The organism is Candidatus Electrothrix sp., from assembly GCF_052785085.1.
Genome location: NZ_JALAAI010000075.1, coordinates 1 through 19,546, shown reverse-complemented (window position 1 = coordinate 19,546; position 19,546 = coordinate 1). Strand labels below are relative to the sequence as shown.

Here is a 19,546-nt window from a genome sequence, read left to right as displayed (position 1 = left end):
TGATCAAATTAGGGTTAGCATAACCATCTTTGGCAGGAGATCATTTTTTACCCGAAGTCGGGTAGGGGAAAAGTGCGTCCAATTTCCGTCTGAAAAATCGAATTATTGACGGAAGCCTAAAAAAAGTAGCAGAAGCACCTTAGATTGAACGTTTTGAAATAACGTGTCAGGGTATTGACTACTATGAATTCTTCCGGCTGTCGAGAAATTCAGCAGATACTAATTAAGGAGAAGGCTGTGAAGAAAGTAACCCTTACATTTGTAGGATTCAATTCCGATGAAGTTGCGCAACGATTTTATACTTGGGCTGTTGATGGCGGATTGGAAGACAGTTAATTGATACACTACAGACATCGTAAACGCTAAAACTGGACATTGTTTATAATAATTTAATATTATAGCAAAATCACTAAATTTGGACACTTGCTACAAGACAAAATGTCCAAATTCTATTAATCGTATATAAAATCAAATCATTATCAAGTAATTATCATTTTGATGTTTACGATGTCTGCACTATCACATGACGGTGTAAAAGTTTCAGGCATAAAAGATTTTAGTAATGATACGCTTGATATTGCGATAGAAAGCTGTGAAGATAAAAAAGACGACTGAGCTAGGAAACGCCATGAAAAGACACTCTGCGATATACAATAAATCGTAAATCCATATGAAAAGCAGGCAGAACGCCCCAGTGTCAGCCGTTGACACGCAACTGTTCCTTGATATAAGAGAGCTGATTGAGGAAACCCGCTCCACAACCGCTGTTGCCGTCAATGCCGGGTTGACTCTGATGTATTGGCGTGTTGGGCAGCGTATCCAGCAGGAAATATTAAAAGGCGGGAGAGCCAAATACGGTAAAGAAATTCTGCCTGCATTGGCTTCAAAATTAACCGAGAAGTACGGCAGAGGCTGGAGCGAACGGAATCTTGCTTATATGACACGGTTTGCCGAGATATTCCCGGACGCTGAGATTTTGCAGGCACTGTGTGCAAAATTGAGCTGGACCCATTTTAAGACGATCATCTACATTGATGACCCGCTTAAGCGAAATTTTTATGCAGAAATGTGCCGGGTGGAGAATTGGAGCACACGTACCCTGCAAAAAAAGATCGATTCTATGCTGTACGAGCGTACAGCTCTGTCCGGCAAACCGGAAGAAGTTATTAAGCACGAACTTGATCTCCATCAACATCGTGTACTTCGATTTAGGGTTGGGCAAGGATTACGTCTATGTCGGTTCAACCAATTTTGTCGGCATGCACACCGACGACGTTCTGGAGTTGAATGCAGCTCAGAAAAAAGCCTATCCCATCAGCAAAGTTTCCGATATTTTCACAACCTATTACCTGCTCAAGGTCAATAAGTTTGATGATCTTGCCAAAGACAGCCTTGATGAATGGATTTACTTTCTGAAAAATAACGAGATCAAAGACGAATTCAAGGCCAGAGGGCTGAAGGAAGCCAAAGAAAAGCTGCGAGTGGATAATCTGCCCGATCCTGAAAAAAAGAGCTATGAGAAGTACCTTGATTCCAAACGGATTGAGCAAAATGTCTACAAAACAGCTCTTGCGGAAGGAAGAGAGCTTGCGGAACAGCAAGTGAAAGAGGCTGAAGCCAGAACAGAGGCTGCGGAAGCAAAGGCTGAAAAAGCTCAGTATGAAAAAATAAAAATGCTTTCAGTAACCGCAAAAGCCCTGCATGAGAGTGGAATGGATGCGGAGCAGATTGCCCAAAAACTGCAAAGACCCGTTGAGGTCATTGTTGATATATTTACAGTACGCTCGGTCAGAAGGGAATTGAGGTGTGGTCAAGCAAGGATATCATTTGGTTGAGATTGAAATTATGCTTCTTATGAAGGACTAACTCTCCCTCCAACTTGAAAATATTGCTTTTGACAATTTCATTGGCCAGGACAGTCGGGTTGACAGCTTTGGTTAACAGGCTGATCTGAAGATAGCAATAGCTGCTCAGTTTCATACCGATAAACTCAATAGCAACATTTTGTTCAGTGATCCTGACAATTAACCCTACAGCATGGATAAAACTTTCCGTGTAAAATGCTGATTCTTTTATAGTGATTTTGCAAATGTCTCCTGCCGATTGATTGCACTCCCCTTTGACCAGAAAACCACTAAGACTGAGGTTATCAACAAAGTATCTATATTGCCGCTTCCCAAAATCAAGTTGAACAGCCCATCGGATATTCATCCGGGTAAATTTCCGATTATCTATTGTATTCATGAAGCTAAGTTAGATTGGATGCACATGGAACGGTAATGAATATAGTATTCAGCAAGGTTTTGAGAGTTTGCCCGTCCTTTAAGCAATATAAAAATTTGAATCTCTGTTTGCAATGAAAAAGCAAAGAGGAAAAGTGGTGAACAGAGGTTAGAAAAATCAGAGAAGTATTACGATAAGAAGATGAAGGAGGGCGTACTGAAGGGGAATCTATAACTCTCTGAAATTTTGTTAAACATACCCTAAAAAACGTTCAACCCGGATTTGGGAAGAACTTACCCCCAGCAAGGTAAGATGCTCTTCCATTTGCCGGACCATTACTGGCGGACCTGATATAAGAAAGGTAGCAGCCTGAAGATCTGCTGTTATTTCAGAGCGTATAATCTTTGAGTCTATTCGTCCCTGATAAGACGGAATCTTTTCAGAAGCACGTTGGAGCACATGGGCAACCCGGAGGCCGGGTAAGGGCATTTGCTCTAGCTCATCAAAAAAAGCAATATCAGTATCGTCTCTATTGCCGTAAATCAAGGTGATCCTGCGTCGATCATGGCGCGAGGCTGCGTCAAGCAGCATGCTGAAAATGGAGGTAATACCAATCCCTCCAACAAGGCAGACAATATCATTGGCAATGCCCTGCATGGAAAAATCACCATTGGGACCTTTCATAATTACCTCATCATTAGGAGATAGCCCTTCCAGGTATTGGCTATAAGCAGAGCCGGTCATCCGTTTTGTGAATTCCAGGAAATCCTGTTGAGGGCTATTGCTAAAGGATAAGGGATGAACCAGCATGCCCTCATGGCCAAGACCGACAATGACGTATTGCCCTGCTTCAAAGAAAAAACCAGGGGGCCGGGTGAAACGGTAGCTGTTCACTTGTGGAGTGCGGGGGATGCGTTGTATAAAATGTGCAATTGTATCCATCTTACCTCTTCTCCTTTCCGCTGATTCTTTTTTTCTTATTTCTTACCTGAATTCGATGTTGGTCAGCTTGGGGTTCTTCCTTTGGTAAAGAAATTTTTGGTGACCAGGTGAGCCAGTCATCATCAGGTTCTTTTGCCAGCAAAAAATGATCATTTTCTTCTGCAGGTGTGCCCTGTTTCTCTGGAGTAGCCATGGCAATCCCTCCGGCCATAATAGATTCTAACGATTCTGTTTCCACAGAAACCCCGGTAAAAAGACCTGCTATCACCTTCACACCGCCTGCATTCCAGAATTTTGAGCTTCGGCGAACAAGGGGGATATACATGGGATCAATAACCGCATGGATCCAAACCATCTGTGCTGTTGGTCCCAGCTCAATACCAGTGATTCTTCCTATTTCCACCTGCCGGTAATAGATCGGACTTCCTTTTTTCAGAGACCCTATCCGTTCTGCCTCCAAAACCAGGTGCAAACCCGGCGGAGGCGCAGAGAGTTTGGGTTCAGAATCCTTGACCGCAAATCGGCTCCTTGGAGCGCCGTGACCAGGAAGGAGTTCTAAGTATGGCCCGGAAAGCAAGGTCTCCAAATGCTTGACGCCAGAGAGGGTAACCCTTGGTCTGACAAGCCAGATTTTGCTTGTCTGACAAAAGAGCTTGCTGAATTTCTGCTGAACAGCAGCCTTGGCAACCACTCTGTCTTTCTTTGTATTATACCAAGTACGAACCAGAGTGCCTATGATGATCCCTTTATATTTAATTTTTGTCCTTGAGCTAATATCTGCACCTTGAAGAAATTCCAAGGTGAGAAAAAGGGAACCTGCCTGGAGGGCCTGTTTTCGTCCTAGATAGAGGGAGAAGACCTGACCTTCAGGAACTTGTTTGCCGTTGTCAGGGGTAAAAAAGGAAATACCACCAGCAATGATGGAGTTCAGAGAAGCTGTTTGTAAGGAAACCCCTTGCAGAGAGGCATCAAGCTGAAAACCTGAAACATTATAAAAGCGGGTATTATTTTTAATCAGATCAACATACTGTTGATAGATGAGCAGTTCTACCGCAATGCGGTCTTTGTTGCTGCTTAATTGAAGATCAATGATCTCGCCAATTTCCTGTTTTTTGTAAAGCACCGGGGAGCCAAGCCGTAAAGATTTGCTGTCCTCTGCTTCCAACTGAAAGCGTTTTCCTGGTCGGAGAAAAAGCTTGGGCATTGGTGATGATTCCACCTGGAAATGATCCTGTTGTTCGCTTTCACCTTCGCCGATTTGAAAAGTGATATAGGACCCGGAAATAAGGGTTTCCAGGTTTTTGATGCCGCTTAGAGAAACCTGGGGGCGTACAACCCAAAACTTTGTATTGGCACGAAGGATTTTTTCTGCTCGTGGATCCAGAAGGATACGGGCAGTTACCGTGTGAAAGTCATCATCATTGATATCAATGGTCCGAACAATACCTGCTTTCAAGCCACGAAACATGACCTTGGTTCTGCCTGGCACAATGCCATCACCATTGGCAAGCTGAAGGGTCATGGGGATACCGTATTCAGCTTCTGCAAAGTCCCGGTACAAGGGGAAGACCTGTTGCGAATGAGCTGCTGGTGTGTGTTTAAGGGAATCCGGAGTGCCACAGGTCAGGCCACCATAGATAAGAGAGGCCATGGATTCAACATTGATGCTCAGTCCCCTTTGTAAGTCACCAGTCACAGACAGGCCACTGGCATTCCAGAATCTGGTTCCTTGGCGAATCAGGTGGCTGAACTCGGGCTGAATAAACAGATCAAGAATGATGGTTCCATCTTGTTCCAGCCGGTAATCATCCACCTTACCAATGCGCAGGTTGCTGCTGTAGACGTGGGAGCCTCTTTGTAAGGAATAGAGGGTCTTTGTTTTGAGACTGATGTGAAGACCAGGGGTGTCAGCGCCCATAGGAGGCGGGGTTGATAAGCCTGAAAAATGGCGCTCAGTTTTTGTGGAGTTGCCCATTCGGAGAGTGAGATAGGCACCACTGATCAAGGTGTCCAGCCCGGAAATACGGCCTGCGGAGATTTCTGGCCGGACAATCCAGAACATGGTGTCAGCAACCAGACCCTTCTTGGTCACCCTGTCCATCTCCACCGTAATATCAACGCCTTCAAGCTCTTTATCCATCACTACATTCGTGACGGTTCCCACTTCAATTCCCTTGTAAATCACCTTTGTTTTTCCCGCAGTCACCCCAGTGGCACCAGGAAAATGAATGGTGACTTCAATACCGGAATTACGATAACTGCTGACCAGTAACCAGAGACCAATACAAAGGGCCAACAGAGGAAGAAACCAGATTGGGGATACAATCAGGCGTTTTTGAAGAACGGCTTTTTTCATGGGCTTTTCTCGTTAAAAAATTTACTACCTCTCCAGGAATGCCGATGAACAGGTGCCATATCGTATTATGTATGTTTCGCATGCGGCATTTCGTTCAGCACAATCAGCCGGATATTATCGCTGCCGCTGCGCCTGCAAAACCCGAGGCCGTCCGGCCCAGTCTGCCACCACGCTCACCAGTTTATATCCTCCTGCCTCCAGAAATATCTGCTCTGTCTCCTGACCAATATCCGCACCAATTTCCATAAAAAGCCAGCCGCCGGGTTGTAAGATGGGAAGGGCATCCTGACAAATCCGGGTAATGTTCTTCAGACCGCTGTTACCGCCACACAGGGCCAGATGCGGTTCCCAGTCCCGGACTTCCGGTTCAAGTTCAGGAATATCAAGCGCTTTAACATAGGGAGGATTGGTGACAATGAGGTCAAAGATCGGGCTGCAAGGAAAGGAGTTGAGCAGGTCAGCCCGTACTACATGGACTTGCTTCTCCAGCTTATGACGAAAGATATTGTGCCGGGCTACCCCAAGGGCTTGCTCGGAACAATCACTGGCAATGACGGTACTCTGAGGAAACTCCTTAGCCAAAACAGAAGCAATGATACCACTGCCTGTGCAGAGATCCAGAATGCGCTGCGGGTTTTCTGCCTTGTTCTGTTGAAGCGTGGAAAAACAATGCTCAAGAAGAAATTCAGTTTCCGGGCGGGGGATCAGGGCTGCCGGGCTGACAAGGAAATCAAGGGACCAGAATTCACAATTGCCCATAATGTACTGCAAGGGCTCGCGCTGGCATCGTCGTTGTAATAATTGCTGAAAACGACGTTCTACCTCCTCTTCTACTGCGTGGTCGTGAAGAAGAAAGAGTTTGCTCCGGGAAACACTCAGGCAATGGCGAAGAAGGAGTTCTGCTTCCAGGCCGCTGTCTTCAATCCTGGCTTCAGCAAGGGAACGAGTTGCAGCGATGAGGAGTTGGTGGACGGATACAGCCTTATCAGGCATGGTGTTGCACGGTGATAATGAGCAGACTGTGAGAGGAGGAAGAATGTAAGGGCAAACCTGTGTCTCTGCCCGGTATGGAAGGGTAAACACAGAGGTTCGTCCCTACAGGACGATGTTGGATCATCCTCATGGTCAACGTCCCGGAGTCCACATTAATCCAGCTCCTTTAACGCCTCGGTTTGATAATGGGTGATAATAGGCTGGATGACTTCATCAAGGGCTCCTGACATGATTTGGTACAGTTTATAACAGGTCAGATTGATGCGATGATCTGTGACCCGCCCTTGAGGGAAATTATAGGTCCTGATCCGTTCACTTCGATCGCCACTTCCGACCTGACCCTTACGATCCTGGGCAATCTTGTCATGCCGATCCTGTTCCAGCTTATCCAGAAGACGGGCCCGCATAACCATCAGGGCTTTGGCCTTATTTTTATGCTGTGATTTTTCATCCTGACAGGTAACCACCAGACCGGTGGGCAGATGGGTGATCCGAACAGCCGAGTCTGTGGTGTTGACTGACTGTCCACCTGGGCCAGAAGAACGATAAACGTCAAATTTCAGCTCATTGGGAGCGATTTTCAGGTCAACCTCTTCAGCCTCCGGGATAATGGCCACCGTGACTGCTGAGGTATGGATACGTCCCTGGGTTTCCGTCTCCGGGACCCGCTGAACCCGATGGACTCCTGACTCGTACTTGAGACGTGAGTAGACACTATCACCGGATATCAGGGCGATCAATTCCTTAAAACCGCCAATACCGATGGGGTTGGAACTCATAACCTCAATTTTCCAGCCCTGTGCCTCTGAATATCTGGAAAACATCCGGTAAAGATCAGCAACAAAAAGGGCAGCCTCATCGCCACCAGTCCCGGCACGAATTTCCAGAAAGATGTTCTTTTCATCATTGGGATCCGGCGGTAAGAGTAACAGGCGGATTGCTTTTTCCAGCTTTTCCTTTTCTGCTGTCAGTTGTTCCATTTCCTCCTGTGCCAGTTCTGCCATTTCAGGATCATTGTCTGCATCGTGAATCAGCTCACGGTTATCTGCCAGATCCTCTTCAACCTTGGTATAGGAGGAATAGAGTTCATTGAGTTTGGCAACTCGGGAATGTTCGCGGACAATTTTTTGATATTTTGTCCGGTTATCAAGCAGTTCCGGGTCAGAAAGCTGTCGCTCTAAGGCTGAGAGCTTTTCATGGATATCAACAAGATTTTCAAACATGGATGTATTGGGCAGATCTTTTTATTCTGGAAGAAAAAAAAGTTATGATAAGAGGGTGGCCGAGCTTGTTCGCTCTGAAAAAACTATAAAAATAAAAAAACCACATGACAGCATACTGCCATGCGGTTTGTAAAAACAGTCCAGCTATGCCTCTTTCTTGGCAAGATGCTTGGCGTATTTTTTCTTGAATTTTTCAATACGACCAGCAGTATCAACCAATTTCTGCTTACCAGTGAAAAAAGGATGGCAGGCAGAACAGATTTCAACATTTATGCTCTCGTTTACAGATCCCAGTTCAACTTCATTGCCACAGGCACATTTTGCCTTGATTTTATGATATTCAGGATGGATATCCGCTTTCATTGGATTCTCAGCCTCCAGAGAATATATTCGCATAACAGCGAGTTATTATTTACGAGTTCTTTAGTATAGTATGAAAAAACAACTATTCTACTCGGTTTGGCTTTTTAAACAAAGAAAAAATTTAAAAAAAGCATAAAAGGGTGAACACATGGTTCGCCCCTACAGCATCTAAAATTAATGGTCAGGGTATATTTCTTGTTGAATCCCGTATAACTCTCACTTTTGGGGTGGAAAGCTTTCCAGAGGCTAGCTATTCATTGAAGCGAAAAACTCAGCATTGGTCTTGGTATGCTCCATTTTGTCCAGCAAGAATTCCATAGCATCTGCTGGATTCATAGATGAAAGCAGCTTGCGCAGGATCCACATTTTGTTCAAGTCTTCTGCGGACAGGAGGAGGTCCTCTTTTCGGGTACCGGATTTCTGGATATTGATGGCCGGATAGATGCGTCGATCAGACATCTTACGATCCAGAATAATTTCCATATTGCCGGTTCCTTTAAATTCTTCAAAAATAACATCATCCATGCGGCTGCCGGTTTCAATCAGGGCCGTAGCCAGGATAGTCAGACTGCCACCTTCTTCGATGTTACGGGCAGCACCGAAAAAACGTTTTGGACGATGGAGGGCATTGGCCTCAACACCACCAGAGAGGATTTTACCGGATGCAGGGGTCACGGTGTTGTAAGCACGAGCCAGTCGGGTGATGGAGTCCAGGAGGATTACAACATCTTTTTTATGCTCAACAAGTCGTCGGGCCTTTTCAATGACCATCTCAGCTACCTGGATATGACGCTGGGGTGGTTCGTCAAAGGTGGAGCTTACCACCTCTGCATCAACGCTCCGTTTCATATCCGTGACCTCCTCTGGTCGTTCGTCAATTAGGAGGACTATGGGAATAATCTCTTTATGATTATTGACAATGGCCCGGGCAATCTGCTGCATAAGCACGGTTTTTCCGGTCCGTGGGGGGGCCACAATCAAGCCACGTTGGCCTTTACCCATCGGTGAGGCAATGTTCATCACCCTGGTGGAAAAATTATCCGGTTCATATTCAAGATTGATCTGCTCATCAGGGTGCAGGGGAGTGAGGTTGACAAACAGGGTTTTGCTGTTTGAGGCCTCTGGGGACTCGTAATTTACCTTATCAACTTTGAGCAGGGCGAAATACCGCTCATTTTCTTTTGGCGCTCTCACTTCTCCTTCAATAGTGTCACCGGTACGCAGATTGAGGCGACGAATCTGGGAAGGAGAGACATAGATATCATCAGGCCCAGGCAGATAGTTGTAGTCTGGTGCTCTAAGGAAACCAAATCCATCCTGGAGCACGTCAAGAACCCCGCTGCCGCGCAGTTTACCGTCCTTATCAGCCTGTGACTTGAGAATGGCAAAGATGAGTTCCTGTTTCCGCATGGAGCTGTAGCCTTCGATTTTTAAGGATGCTGCCAGTGCGACAAGTTCTTTGATGTTTTTATTTTTTAACTCAGTAGGATTCATCAATGGATCCTTCCTCCTCAGGTTCAGGTAGTATGTTAAGATGGGTAAAAGGAATGTCCAGCATCAACGGAATATAGTGCAGTTAAGCGTTACGTTTTGTGGCGATACTGGTGTATTTTTTTTTGTATGATCTCGCTTGGAAAGGCTGTGCTTGTCTGAATAGAAAGAGATCGCTGTTCGTATAGATGCTATTGACCAGTGAAGATATTTATCCAATCTGAAAAGGCACGGTAACTTTGTATCAATGGGCTTTCTTATAAGAGTGAAACAGGCTGGTGAATCCGAAACCGGGGCGAATATTTCTTATGAGGGAGAATGAGGTTGCAAGAAATATTATTGCCGATGCTATGACGAATTATTTAGATTGTTACAGTTACAGGTAGGCACATCACCTGTTGATCCTATTGATTTTTATTGAAAATATCAGAAGTTGTGGAAAGCAAGCTGGAAAATATAAAAACGATTTTTTTCTACTTTATTAATTTTCCCCGAGGTTGTCAATATATTTTAAAAGGAAAATTGAATAGTATACGAAAATCCGCTTTTTTTGTTCAATAAATTCATAATGATCGTGTAGGACACAAGATGTATTATTATAGAAAAGCGTCGGAAGAGAAGGGATCCTGGACAACAGTGCAGGTAAGTAAAAAATATTTTTTAAGACGGGGCCGTTATAGAATTGAATATTGTCCCGGCTGAAGTTTGTAGCCAAAAAAAGAACATATTATGATTTCAGTTATTATTCCAACCTATAATCGGGCTGTATTTATGAGCAAAGCAATTACTTCGGTGCTGGAGCAGAGTTATGCCTGTGGTGAAATTATAGTGATTGATGATGGGTCTACTGACGAAACATATGGAATTGTTGAGCAAATAAAGAATAATACTCAGGTGCCGATCCATTATCTGTATCAGGAAAACAGAGGCGCTTCAGCGGCGCGTAACGCAGGGATCAGGGAAGCACAGTATGACATGATGTGTTTTCTTGACTCTGATGACCAATGGGCTCCTCGCAAGCTGGAGTTGCAGATGGAAGCTATGCAGCAACAGCCGGAGTATCTTATTTCTCATACCAGGGAGGTCTGGTATAGGCAGGGTAAGCAGGTTAATCAAAAAAAGAAGCATGCTCCTCCACACGGAGAGATATTTCAGCGGTCCCTGCGGATGTGTGTGGTGGGTATGTCTACGGTTATGGCACGCAGGGAGCTTTTTACCTGTTACGGTTTATTTGCCGAAGATATGCTCTGTTGTGAGGATTATGATCTTTGGCTCAGGGTGGGCAGCAAAGAAAAATTTCTCTTGGTGGATGAGGCTCTGACCCTGAAAGATGGTGGGCGGGCAGACCAGCTCTCTGTTCTTCATCGGCTTGGGATGGATACCTGGCGTATTCGTTCACTTTGTTCTTTGCTCAAGAATGCCTCCCTCAGCTCTGAGCAATATGCGCACACTTTTGCAGAACTAGAAAGGAAATGCCGTATTTATGGCAATGGATGTATTAAGCATGGCAGGGTTGCAGAAGGGGAGCGTTATCTTGCCTTGCCTGATCAGATCTTGTGCTGCAACGGAGATTATTGATTGTTTTGATTGATTAAAATTATTCAGAGCTATGGGGTTTTGCTTGAAAATATGTATGTCTGTTGTTTGAGCTTGATTAATGCGCCTAACTCAAGTAGTATATTTTATACTTAAGTCTAATAAATTGTACCTTAATGGTGTGTAATGATAAGGTGGTAGATCAAGGTGATAAAAAATGGCTGTTATATCAAGAAGTCTTCTTTTGTTTTTTTTTATGGGGGCACTCTATTGGACCTGCATTCAGCCGAATGCTATAGAACCCTATTTTATTTCTTTTATAGTTCTTTTTACGCTCTTTGTTCTGTATGTGGGAAGTTGTGGAGCTATGCCAGATCTGCGAATCATTTCGTTGGGACTACAAAAGATGGAACCCGGTCAGAGACCGGCTGTCTGTTATACAGTTCAAAATATTGGTGATGGCGAAGCAAGAAACATTCAGGTTGAAACTCGTATTAATATGACGAGTAAAACTGATAACGGCGAGGCATTTTCTCAGTTGATACCTTCCCGGAATCAAAAAGTTTTTTTGTCAAAAAAGAAGGTTATGCATAAACGGCTGACACTTATGAGGAAGATGACAGCTGATGAAATCAGAATGATTGAACAAGGAGATCTCATCCTTTCTGCATATTCAATTATTCGTTACAAAAATGAACAACGTAAGGTGCAACGGGAGTTGCGAACATGCAGTGTCTATGATCCACAGGCAAAATGTTTTGAAAAGACTTTTTGTCTATGTGTTGGCGAAGATTGGCCTCATGTTGGGGTGAATCAGCCGATTGCAACCAACTATGCGAGCTGTTGATTGTGTGAAGATCTGCCTGGTTGGTCTCGGGTAATGAGGTGATAAAAGGTGAAGCAGTTGTGTGCAGTTTCGGCACAGAAGGGTTGAGGCTTTTAGTCCTTTGTTTGTTGTTCATTTGCTCTTAAGTTTGTAGCCTTTTATGCTTAAAAAAAGTATAGTGCATTGCGTTCTGCTGGCAGAGTTTTTTGAGAAGAAGTGAAAGTTTACTTCTTGTTCTCACATAATATATTTCTCTCTCAACGAGAGAAGCCGCAAGCAAGACATACGTAAGAGATGAGGCGAATGCGCAGCAAGAAGCGGGGTTGTTGGACCCGGAGTTTCGCAAGAATTTTTTTTCAGGAGAAGAGAGATACGTGAGCGAGCAGGGAAACGCGTCCTATGGGGCGGAACAGATCAAAGTCCTTGATGGACTGGAGGCCGTGCGTAAGCGTCCGGCTATGTATATCGGAAACACTGCCGAAGAAGGACTGCACCATTTGATTTATGAGGTGGTGGATAACTCCATTGATGAGGCCCTGGCTGGTCATTGTGATCGGATCAGGGTGGTTATCCGTGAAGATGGCGGTGTTTCAGTTGAGGATAACGGGCGTGGTATTCCAGTGGATAAACATCCTACTGAAGACATGACTGCTCTGGAGCTGGTTATGACGACCTTGCATGCTGGCGGTAAGTTTGATCATTCTTCCTATAAAGTTTCTGGTGGCTTGCATGGCGTTGGTGTATCTGTGGTCAATGCCCTGAGTACCGCTGTAACTGCGGAGATTAAACGAAACGGGAATATTTACCGTCAATCTTATGAATACGGTGATAAGACGGGCGATATGGAGATTGTTGGAACCAGCACATCTACCGGGACCACGATCACCTTTCAGCCAGATCCATCAATCTTTATTGAGACAGTCTCTTTTAAGTATGAAATTGTGCGTAACCGTCTGCGTGAACTGGCTTTTCTTAACCGTGGTATCAGGATTTTTCTTAAGGATGAGCGAAGCGGTGCAGAAGATGAATTTCATTTTGAAGGTGGAATTGTTGAGTATGTGCAGTATCTGAACCGCAGGCGTACAGCCATCCATCCAGATCCTATTTTTATAGAGGGCGAGAAAGATCAGGTTCAGGTGGAGATTTCTCTCCAGTACTTTGATGGTTATTCAGAACGGCTTTCTTCTTATGTTAATAATATCAACACAAGAGAAGGCGGCTCTCATGAGGCTGGTTTTCGGGTTGCATTGACAAAGTGCATCAATAAATATGCTACCGATGATGTCATTCCAAAGAAGTTAAAGGCAAAGATGGGTGGCGATGATGTGCGCGAGGGATTGACTGCTATTGTCTCAGTGCGGGTACCTAATCCGCAGTTTGAGGGGCAGACCAAGACCAAGCTGGGAAATGCTGAAGTTAAATCAATTGTTTCTGGAATCTGCTACGAGAAGTTGAGTGCATATTTAGAGGAGCATCCTCAGGTTGCCAAATTGATTTTGAGCAAGGCTGTAGAGGCTGCCCAGGCAAGAGAGGCCGCCAAGAAGGCCCGTGATCTGTCCCGAAAAAAGGGCGGCACCTCGGTGATGATGGCGGGCAAATTAGCTGAGTGTCAGTCAAAAAAACCAGAGGAACGGGAGATCTTTATTGTTGAGGGTGATTCTGCGGGTGGTTCTGCCAAACAGGGCCGGGATCGTTCTGTCCAGGCTATCCTGCCCCTTCGCGGTAAGATCATGAATGTGGAAAAGGCCCGTTTTGACAAAATACTTGGCTCTGAAGAGATTAAACAATTAATCGCTTCTTTGGGGACTGGTATTGGAAAGGATGAATTTGACCAGGAGAAACTCCGATACCATAAGATCATTATTATGACTGATGCTGATGTGGACGGAGCGCATATCCGAACCTTACTTCTTACCTTTTTCTATCGCCAGATGCTGCCCTTGGTGGAGAACGGGTATGTATATATTGGCCAACCGCCATTATACCGGTTGGGGCGTGGTAAAAAAGAACAGTATTTTACAGATGAAGATGCACTGAATAGCTATCTTTATGACCAGGCTGCGCAGACTATCCGGATCTGTCAGGAGAACAAAGAAGAAATTGCCGGGCAGGATTTGGTCAGTCTGCTCAAAAAATTTACCTTTTTTGAACGGGTTAACAGCTTTTTGGAACGAACGAGTATTCAGGAGAAATTGACATTATTTCTTTTGGAAAACAATGTGCATTCAGCAGATCAGTTCAAAGATAAGAATTTCCTGGAGGGATTGCTGGAGAAAATGACAGAGCTTGATCTGATCACCAGCAAGATCCGTGTCTGTCGCTGGCGGTCGAATTGTTACGAGGCTGATGTGGCCTTTCGTGGGCAGGGGCATACGCGAACAACAGTGGGCCCAAACATCCCGCTTATTCCTGAATATCGTCATGCCTTGGACCTCTATCCTCAAATTCGGGAGCATGTTTACGACAGTTTCAAGGTGATAAAAAGTTCAGGCACTGGCCAGGAAAAGGAGTTTCAGGCCGGAAACTGGCATGAATTGATTCGCTTGGTGCGTGAGGAAACCTTTAAGGGCAGTCATTTGCAACGCTACAAAGGTCTTGGTGAGATGAACCCGGAACAGCTGTGGGAGACCACCATGAACCCGGAAAACAGAACCCTTCTTCAGGTCAAGATTGATGATGCTGAGGCTGCGGATGATCTTTTTGTGACCCTGATGGGTGATAAGGTCGAACCACGACGTGAATTTATCCAGAATCATGCTTTAGAGGTTGCTGAACTGGATGTGTAAAAGTCAAAAGGGGCGGTTCGGTTCTCCCTTGCCTTTTTTGTACCGCCCCTTTGCTTTGCCCCTTTAGAGTTATCCGCCTCGCCTCCTTCCTTTACACTGGCAACATTTCTGCACTCTGGAGAACAACGCAACCCATTGCCGCCACCTTGACCTTACTTCCCACTGCAACAGTACCTGCCTTGGCATGATCAAGAATATCTCTTGGAGCTTCCTGGCGGGTATCAATGATTTTTTTCCAGGTACTAGCAGTAATACCCGTTTCCGGAATGGTAAAGAGGGCCTCCTCTGCTGAGTGGCCGTTGAGCATAATAAAAAAATTATCATTATCCCCGTCATTGACTGCGCAGCCTTTGAGTAGAAAAGAAAGCGTGTGGGTATGTTCAGACCAGTCCTCTGTGCCAGGTTCCAATGCCTGCCAATGAATTGTTTGCCCGCTGGTCTGCATCTCCGGGCTACCGGGCGCAAAAAAATCCACCCGCCGAAAAATAGCATGTGCTTTGCGGAGCTGAATCAGTTTCCTGAAAAAGCGAACGCGACCTTTATTTTTTTCTGCAAGATCCCAGTTCAGCCAACTGATTTCATTATCCTGGCACCAGGCATTATTATTTCCTTGCTGGCTTTGACCAAACTCATCGCCAGCCACCAGCATGGGCACCCCCTGGGAAAGGAGAAGAAGAACAGCCATTGTTTTGATCCGGCGTTGGCGCAGGGCAAGGACTGCCGGGTCATGGGTTGGCCCTGATACACCGGAATCCCAACTCAGGTTGTTATTATCTCCGTCCTGGTTATTTTCACCATTGGCCAGATTCCTTTTTTCATTATAGCTGACCAGATCTGCTAAGGTGAAGCCATCATGACTGGTAATAAAGTTGATGGAATTACAAGGCCGGCGTCCATTATGTTGATAAAGATCTGAGCTGCCTGCGATTCGGGTTGCCAAGGCTGAAACCATGCCTGGAGTTCCGTTCATGAACATCCGCACATCGTCACGAAACCTGCCGTTCCATTCTGCCCAACGGCGATGGGAAGAAAAATGGCCGACCTGATACAGTCCAGCTGCATCCCATGCCTCAGCAATAATTTTCGTGTTCGCCAAAATAGGGTCTTCAGCTATCATCTCCACTACTGGTGGATTGCGCAACACATTTCCATTCTGATCTCGTCCCAGAATTGAAGCAAGATCAAAGCGGAATCCATCCACATGCATTTCCATAACCCACCAATGCAAGGCATCCATGATCAGGGCGCGGACAATGGGGTGATTGCAGTTGCAGGTATTGCCACAGCCAGAAAAGTTGAGATAGTCCTTGGTCCCTGGATCAAGGAGATAATAGATCGGGTTATCAATGCCGCGAAAAGAGGTGGTAGGCCCGTCCCATCCACCCTCAGAGGTATGATTGAAAACAATATCAAGGATAACTTCAATCCCGGCCCGGTGCAGAGTCTTCACCATGTCCTTGAATTCCCGTAAAGGGTGAGCACTGTCTGAAGAGTAAGAAGCCTTGGGTGCAAAAAAGGAAAGAGGGCTGTACCCCCAATAGTTACGCAGTTTTTTGCCGGTTTCAGGATTACGAAAAAGGCATTCAGTTTCATCAAATTCCGTCACCGGCATCAACTCTACCGCCGTGATTCCCAGGGACTTCATATAATCAATCTTTTCGCAGATGCCCTTAAAGGTTCCTGGAAAGCTGCATTGCGATGAAGCGTGGCGGGTAAAACCACGAACATGCATTTCATAGATCACCGTATCCTGTAAAGGGATATTCAGGGGACGATCGCCTTCCCAGTCATAGGTATCAAGGGGAATCAGGACGCAGGTCTGGTGATTAATGCTCGAACGATCCTGTCCCCAGCGTGGCGAACGGACTTCTTTGGCATAAGGATCAAGCATGATCAGGCTGTCATTATAGGCCAGGCCGTTGACGCGGGGTTCCATTGGGCCTGCAAGTCGGTAACCGTAGCGAATATACGGAGGCAGACCACTGAGCTGGATATGCCAGATATCTCCTGTTTTGTGAATGAGCGGGTCCAGTTCGATTTCAAAACGGGTTGTTTCACAGGCATCTTTTACCCCCAGAACTAAGCTGACTTTTTCAGCGTGACGGGAAAAGATAGCAAAATTAATGCCAGTTGGTGTAACTGTTGCTCCGAGAGGCTGTGGAGAGCCGGAAAAAGTAGGGAAATTGATTTTCATGTTGACCTGGGAATAATTCCTATTGTAATCTTTCTGTTGTGTTGGGGTACAGGGAAACAGTATACTTTTCCTTTGAAAAATTTCTACAAAATAATGGAGGCACTCTATGGGACTTTTTAATGCATTGAACTTAAAAGGAAATCCTACAAGTGTAGACTGGGAGATGACACCGGAATACAGCTTTGGAACCTTTGAAAGTTGGGGCGGACGTGAAAGAGTCCGTAGCAGCAATGAGCGAATCTATTATTTTTTCATCGACGCCTGGGGGGAAACACCAAAGCTCTGTTTAATGGAGCGAGGCATTAAGCATGCACGGGTTGTTGCGGAAATACAGGCTCCATTGGACATGATGCAGCATTGTGTGGACACGCAGGGCAAGGTGGCCTTGTTTGAGCGAACCTATGCTATTAATGCTGAGTTAAAGCAATGGCTGATGGAAAACATCCTGGAGAATGATGATACCTCACGAGTGGTTCCTGTTGAGGAGGCAGATCAAAGGGATCGTTTAGGAGCATCTGGGCTTCCCGGGCATGATGAACCCTTGCCTGATGACCTGCCTTCTCCCATTGTTTTGCCAGCAACACGTATGGAGCTTGTAGAGGAAGAGGCGGAAAAGATGATCAGGGAATATAATTTTACTGATCAGAAACGAAATCCCGATGGGGTATTCAGGAATTACTTGGTCGATAACGGTGATGGCCTGACAGTGACCGATGCTGTAACCGGCCTGATGTGGCAGCGGGCTGGCATTGATATCATGAGTCATCGTATGCTGGGCAAGGAAATTGAAAAGATCAATGCTCAGGGTTTTGCGGGTCATAAGGATTGGCGAATGCCTACCCTGGCTGAGGCCATGTCCCTTGTGGAGCAGGAGTTGAGCAGAAAGAATCAGTTCCTCCATCCTGCTTTCTCAGCTGATCAGCCTTTTATCATGGTGGATACCACCCGCAGGCCCGGCGGCCAGTGGTTTGTTGATTATAAACAAGGCAGTGCTTATTGGGCTTCTGGAACCATCCCTGGCGGATTTGGTCGTCTTTGTCGTAAAGTTTGAGAAGAATGAGTATGTTCTGAATGTACGCACAGTTGCCCCTTTCAGGATTTCAGGGAGATACACAGGTCGGCCCTGCGCTGTAATTCTCTGTCCCGTAAGAACATTCCATAATAGTCCAGTGAAGCGTCGCTGGGACACCTACACCCCGCTCGCATCAAAAAAGAGATGCGGGCGTTTTTTTTTTGATTATTCAGTATGTTTTATAGTATGATTATAATTCAAGTATAAAGACATACCATTTGAGACTATTTGAAGCAAGGAGGAATGACGATGAAAAACCCCAAAGAACAAAAGCAATCTGCACCTGCGAACCCGATGCGGAGAAAAACCATGAAGACCTTGGCAGTGGGTGTGGGTGCCTTGGCTGGTTCCTCAGTCCTGCCGGATAAATGGGTGAAGCCGGTGATTCAGGGCATTGTGTTGCCAGCGCACGCCCAAACATCGGCAGCTCAGCTGGCCTTTAGTGACGGTCGGGTGGATTTGGAGTTAGTGAGCGGGCACTCCGGGACATCGTCAATGACTGTCAGGGCCACCGGTGCCATTACACCGGCGCAGGGTGGTGTAACGTTTGATTTGACACTGTCCGGCTATGGCGAGCCGGTAGTAACTGATACCGAGCAGAATTCGGAACCCGGCTTTTTTGCTGCGGTATCGGACGCCTTGGTACCTGCGGCGCATGCAGCCCCGGAGCCGAAATGCTCTATTACTCTTTCGGTAACTACGGAGAGTGATGGAAGTTTTTCTGTCGAGTTCACCTTGACGTGCGGGCCGGGTATCGTGCAGGTGGAATTGACTGCCACCGGATCAACCGGAATAACATTCCGTTGCGGTTGGCTCGACATCCATGCGTGTAATCCTTGTGAGCAAGATGAACCAGATGATGAACCAGATGAGATAACGTGTGAGGATGTCATTATCTTAGAGAGCAACGTACAGGGAGTTGTATGGTTGGTGGGCGGTACAACTGTAACGAAGGTTACGGCCTCAGACATAGGTTCGCCTCAAGTGGTTAAGAATACAACCGAAGATCCAGTTAGTGTCGAAGTGGTGGATATACATTGTGATGGATCACAGTACAATTTTGGTGCGGGAGTAATACAGCCAAATGAATCCTTTACTTTGTTCAGTCCAATATATGAATCGGAGGTTATGGACGCAAAGAGTCACACCATAGAGCCGTCTGACACAACAGATGCGTTCAAAGTGCAATCATTAGGCCATAGTTAATTCGCCGCATTAGGTTCAGTCGTGATAAGTCTAGTACAGCTATGCGTAAATTACCCTGTTCTTTCTGGACCACTTTCCTATTCTTCACAAGGTATTTGTCACAACGTATTGCTCAATGTCGGTTATCCCGCACCCTGCTCATAAAGCCGGGCGATACGTTGTTTACAGCACTTAAGAGCTGCGGGCATTTTTTTTGATTATTCAGTATGTTTTATAGTATGATTATAATTCAAGTATAAAGACATACCATTTGAGACTATTTGAAGCAAGGAGGAATGACGATGAAAAACCCCAAAGAACGTAACCGTTCACCCCCCCCCACAGTTCACACAAAA

Annotated in this window: 14 protein-coding genes and 1 pseudogene; 7 read left to right on the top strand and 8 right to left on the bottom strand. The window is 45.7% G+C overall.

Annotated elements, in window-relative coordinates:
* Positions 1–670: 670 nt before the first annotated feature.
* Positions 671–1,123: pseudogene (locus L2082_RS12450) on the top strand (DUF1016 N-terminal domain-containing protein); the annotation flags it as partial.
* 55 nt (positions 1,124–1,178) lie between these two features.
* On the top strand, positions 1,179–1,835 hold the full coding sequence (locus L2082_RS12445; protein WP_446010691.1) for a hypothetical protein: 657 nt from the start codon (positions 1,179–1,181) through the stop codon (positions 1,833–1,835).
* Here the strand turns inward: L2082_RS12445 and L2082_RS12440 are convergent.
* The 7 genes from L2082_RS12440 to rho form a co-directional block, all read right to left on the bottom strand.
* Positions 1,789–2,244, bottom strand: a complete 456-nt coding sequence (locus L2082_RS12440) for a PilZ domain-containing protein (protein WP_446010690.1) — start codon at positions 2,242–2,244, stop codon at positions 1,789–1,791. The two genes, L2082_RS12445 and L2082_RS12440, sit on opposite strands and share 47 nt — an antisense overlap.
* A gap of 228 nt (positions 2,245–2,472) precedes the next feature.
* A complete protein-coding gene (locus tag L2082_RS12435; protein ID WP_446010689.1) occupies positions 2,473–3,165 on the bottom strand; it encodes a ferredoxin--NADP reductase in 693 nt (230 codons plus the stop codon).
* 1 nt (position 3,166) lies between these two features.
* Positions 3,167–5,521, bottom strand: a complete 2,355-nt coding sequence (locus L2082_RS12430) for an MlaD family protein (protein ID WP_446010688.1) — start codon at positions 5,519–5,521, stop codon at positions 3,167–3,169.
* 114 nt (positions 5,522–5,635) lie between these two features.
* Positions 5,636–6,514, bottom strand: a complete 879-nt coding sequence (gene prmC, locus L2082_RS12425; protein WP_446010763.1) for a peptide chain release factor N(5)-glutamine methyltransferase — start codon at positions 6,512–6,514, stop codon at positions 5,636–5,638.
* Positions 6,515–6,666: 152 nt separating this feature from the next.
* Entirely contained in the window at positions 6,667–7,737 is a 1,071-nt protein-coding gene (gene prfA, locus L2082_RS12420; RefSeq protein WP_446010764.1) for a peptide chain release factor 1, read from the bottom strand.
* Positions 7,738–7,881: 144 nt separating this feature from the next.
* Complete coding sequence (gene rpmE, locus L2082_RS12415; protein WP_446010765.1) at positions 7,882–8,100, bottom strand: 50S ribosomal protein L31; 219 nt, start codon at positions 8,098–8,100, stop codon at positions 7,882–7,884.
* Positions 8,101–8,346: 246 nt separating this feature from the next.
* Complete coding sequence (gene rho / locus L2082_RS12410) at positions 8,347–9,594, bottom strand: transcription termination factor Rho (protein ID WP_446010766.1); 1,248 nt, start codon at positions 9,592–9,594, stop codon at positions 8,347–8,349.
* Between the two features lie 726 nt (positions 9,595–10,320).
* On the opposite strand from rho, the gene L2082_RS12405 reads away from it, so the two are divergent.
* The 3 genes from L2082_RS12405 (at position 10,321) to gyrB (ending at position 14,739) form a co-directional block, all read left to right on the top strand.
* Positions 10,321–11,169, top strand: a complete 849-nt coding sequence (locus tag L2082_RS12405; RefSeq protein ID WP_446011190.1) for a glycosyltransferase family 2 protein — start codon at positions 10,321–10,323, stop codon at positions 11,167–11,169.
* A 175-nt stretch (positions 11,170–11,344) separates the two neighbouring features.
* Entirely contained in the window at positions 11,345–11,974 is a 630-nt protein-coding gene (locus L2082_RS12400) for a hypothetical protein (protein WP_446011191.1), read from the top strand.
* A gap of 353 nt (positions 11,975–12,327) precedes the next feature.
* The gene (gene gyrB, locus L2082_RS12395) at positions 12,328–14,739 is read left to right on the top strand and encodes a DNA topoisomerase (ATP-hydrolyzing) subunit B (RefSeq protein ID WP_446011804.1); all 2,412 of its coding nucleotides are present in this window, start codon (positions 12,328–12,330) and stop codon (positions 14,737–14,739) included.
* A gap of 91 nt (positions 14,740–14,830) precedes the next feature.
* Here gyrB and glgX read toward each other — a convergent pair whose 3' ends face one another.
* Entirely contained in the window at positions 14,831–16,933 is a 2,103-nt protein-coding gene (gene glgX / locus L2082_RS12390; protein ID WP_446008001.1) for a glycogen debranching protein GlgX, read from the bottom strand.
* A 106-nt stretch (positions 16,934–17,039) separates the two neighbouring features.
* On the opposite strand from glgX, the gene L2082_RS12385 reads away from it, so the two are divergent.
* Positions 17,040–17,984 (top strand): Lcl C-terminal domain-containing protein, encoded by a 945-nt coding sequence (locus tag L2082_RS12385; RefSeq protein ID WP_446008002.1) that lies wholly within the window; start codon positions 17,040–17,042, stop codon positions 17,982–17,984.
* Between the two features lie 270 nt (positions 17,985–18,254).
* A complete protein-coding gene (locus L2082_RS12380) occupies positions 18,255–19,211 on the top strand; it encodes a hypothetical protein (RefSeq protein ID WP_446011803.1) in 957 nt (318 codons plus the stop codon).
* The last annotated feature ends 335 nt before the right edge of the window (positions 19,212–19,546 follow it).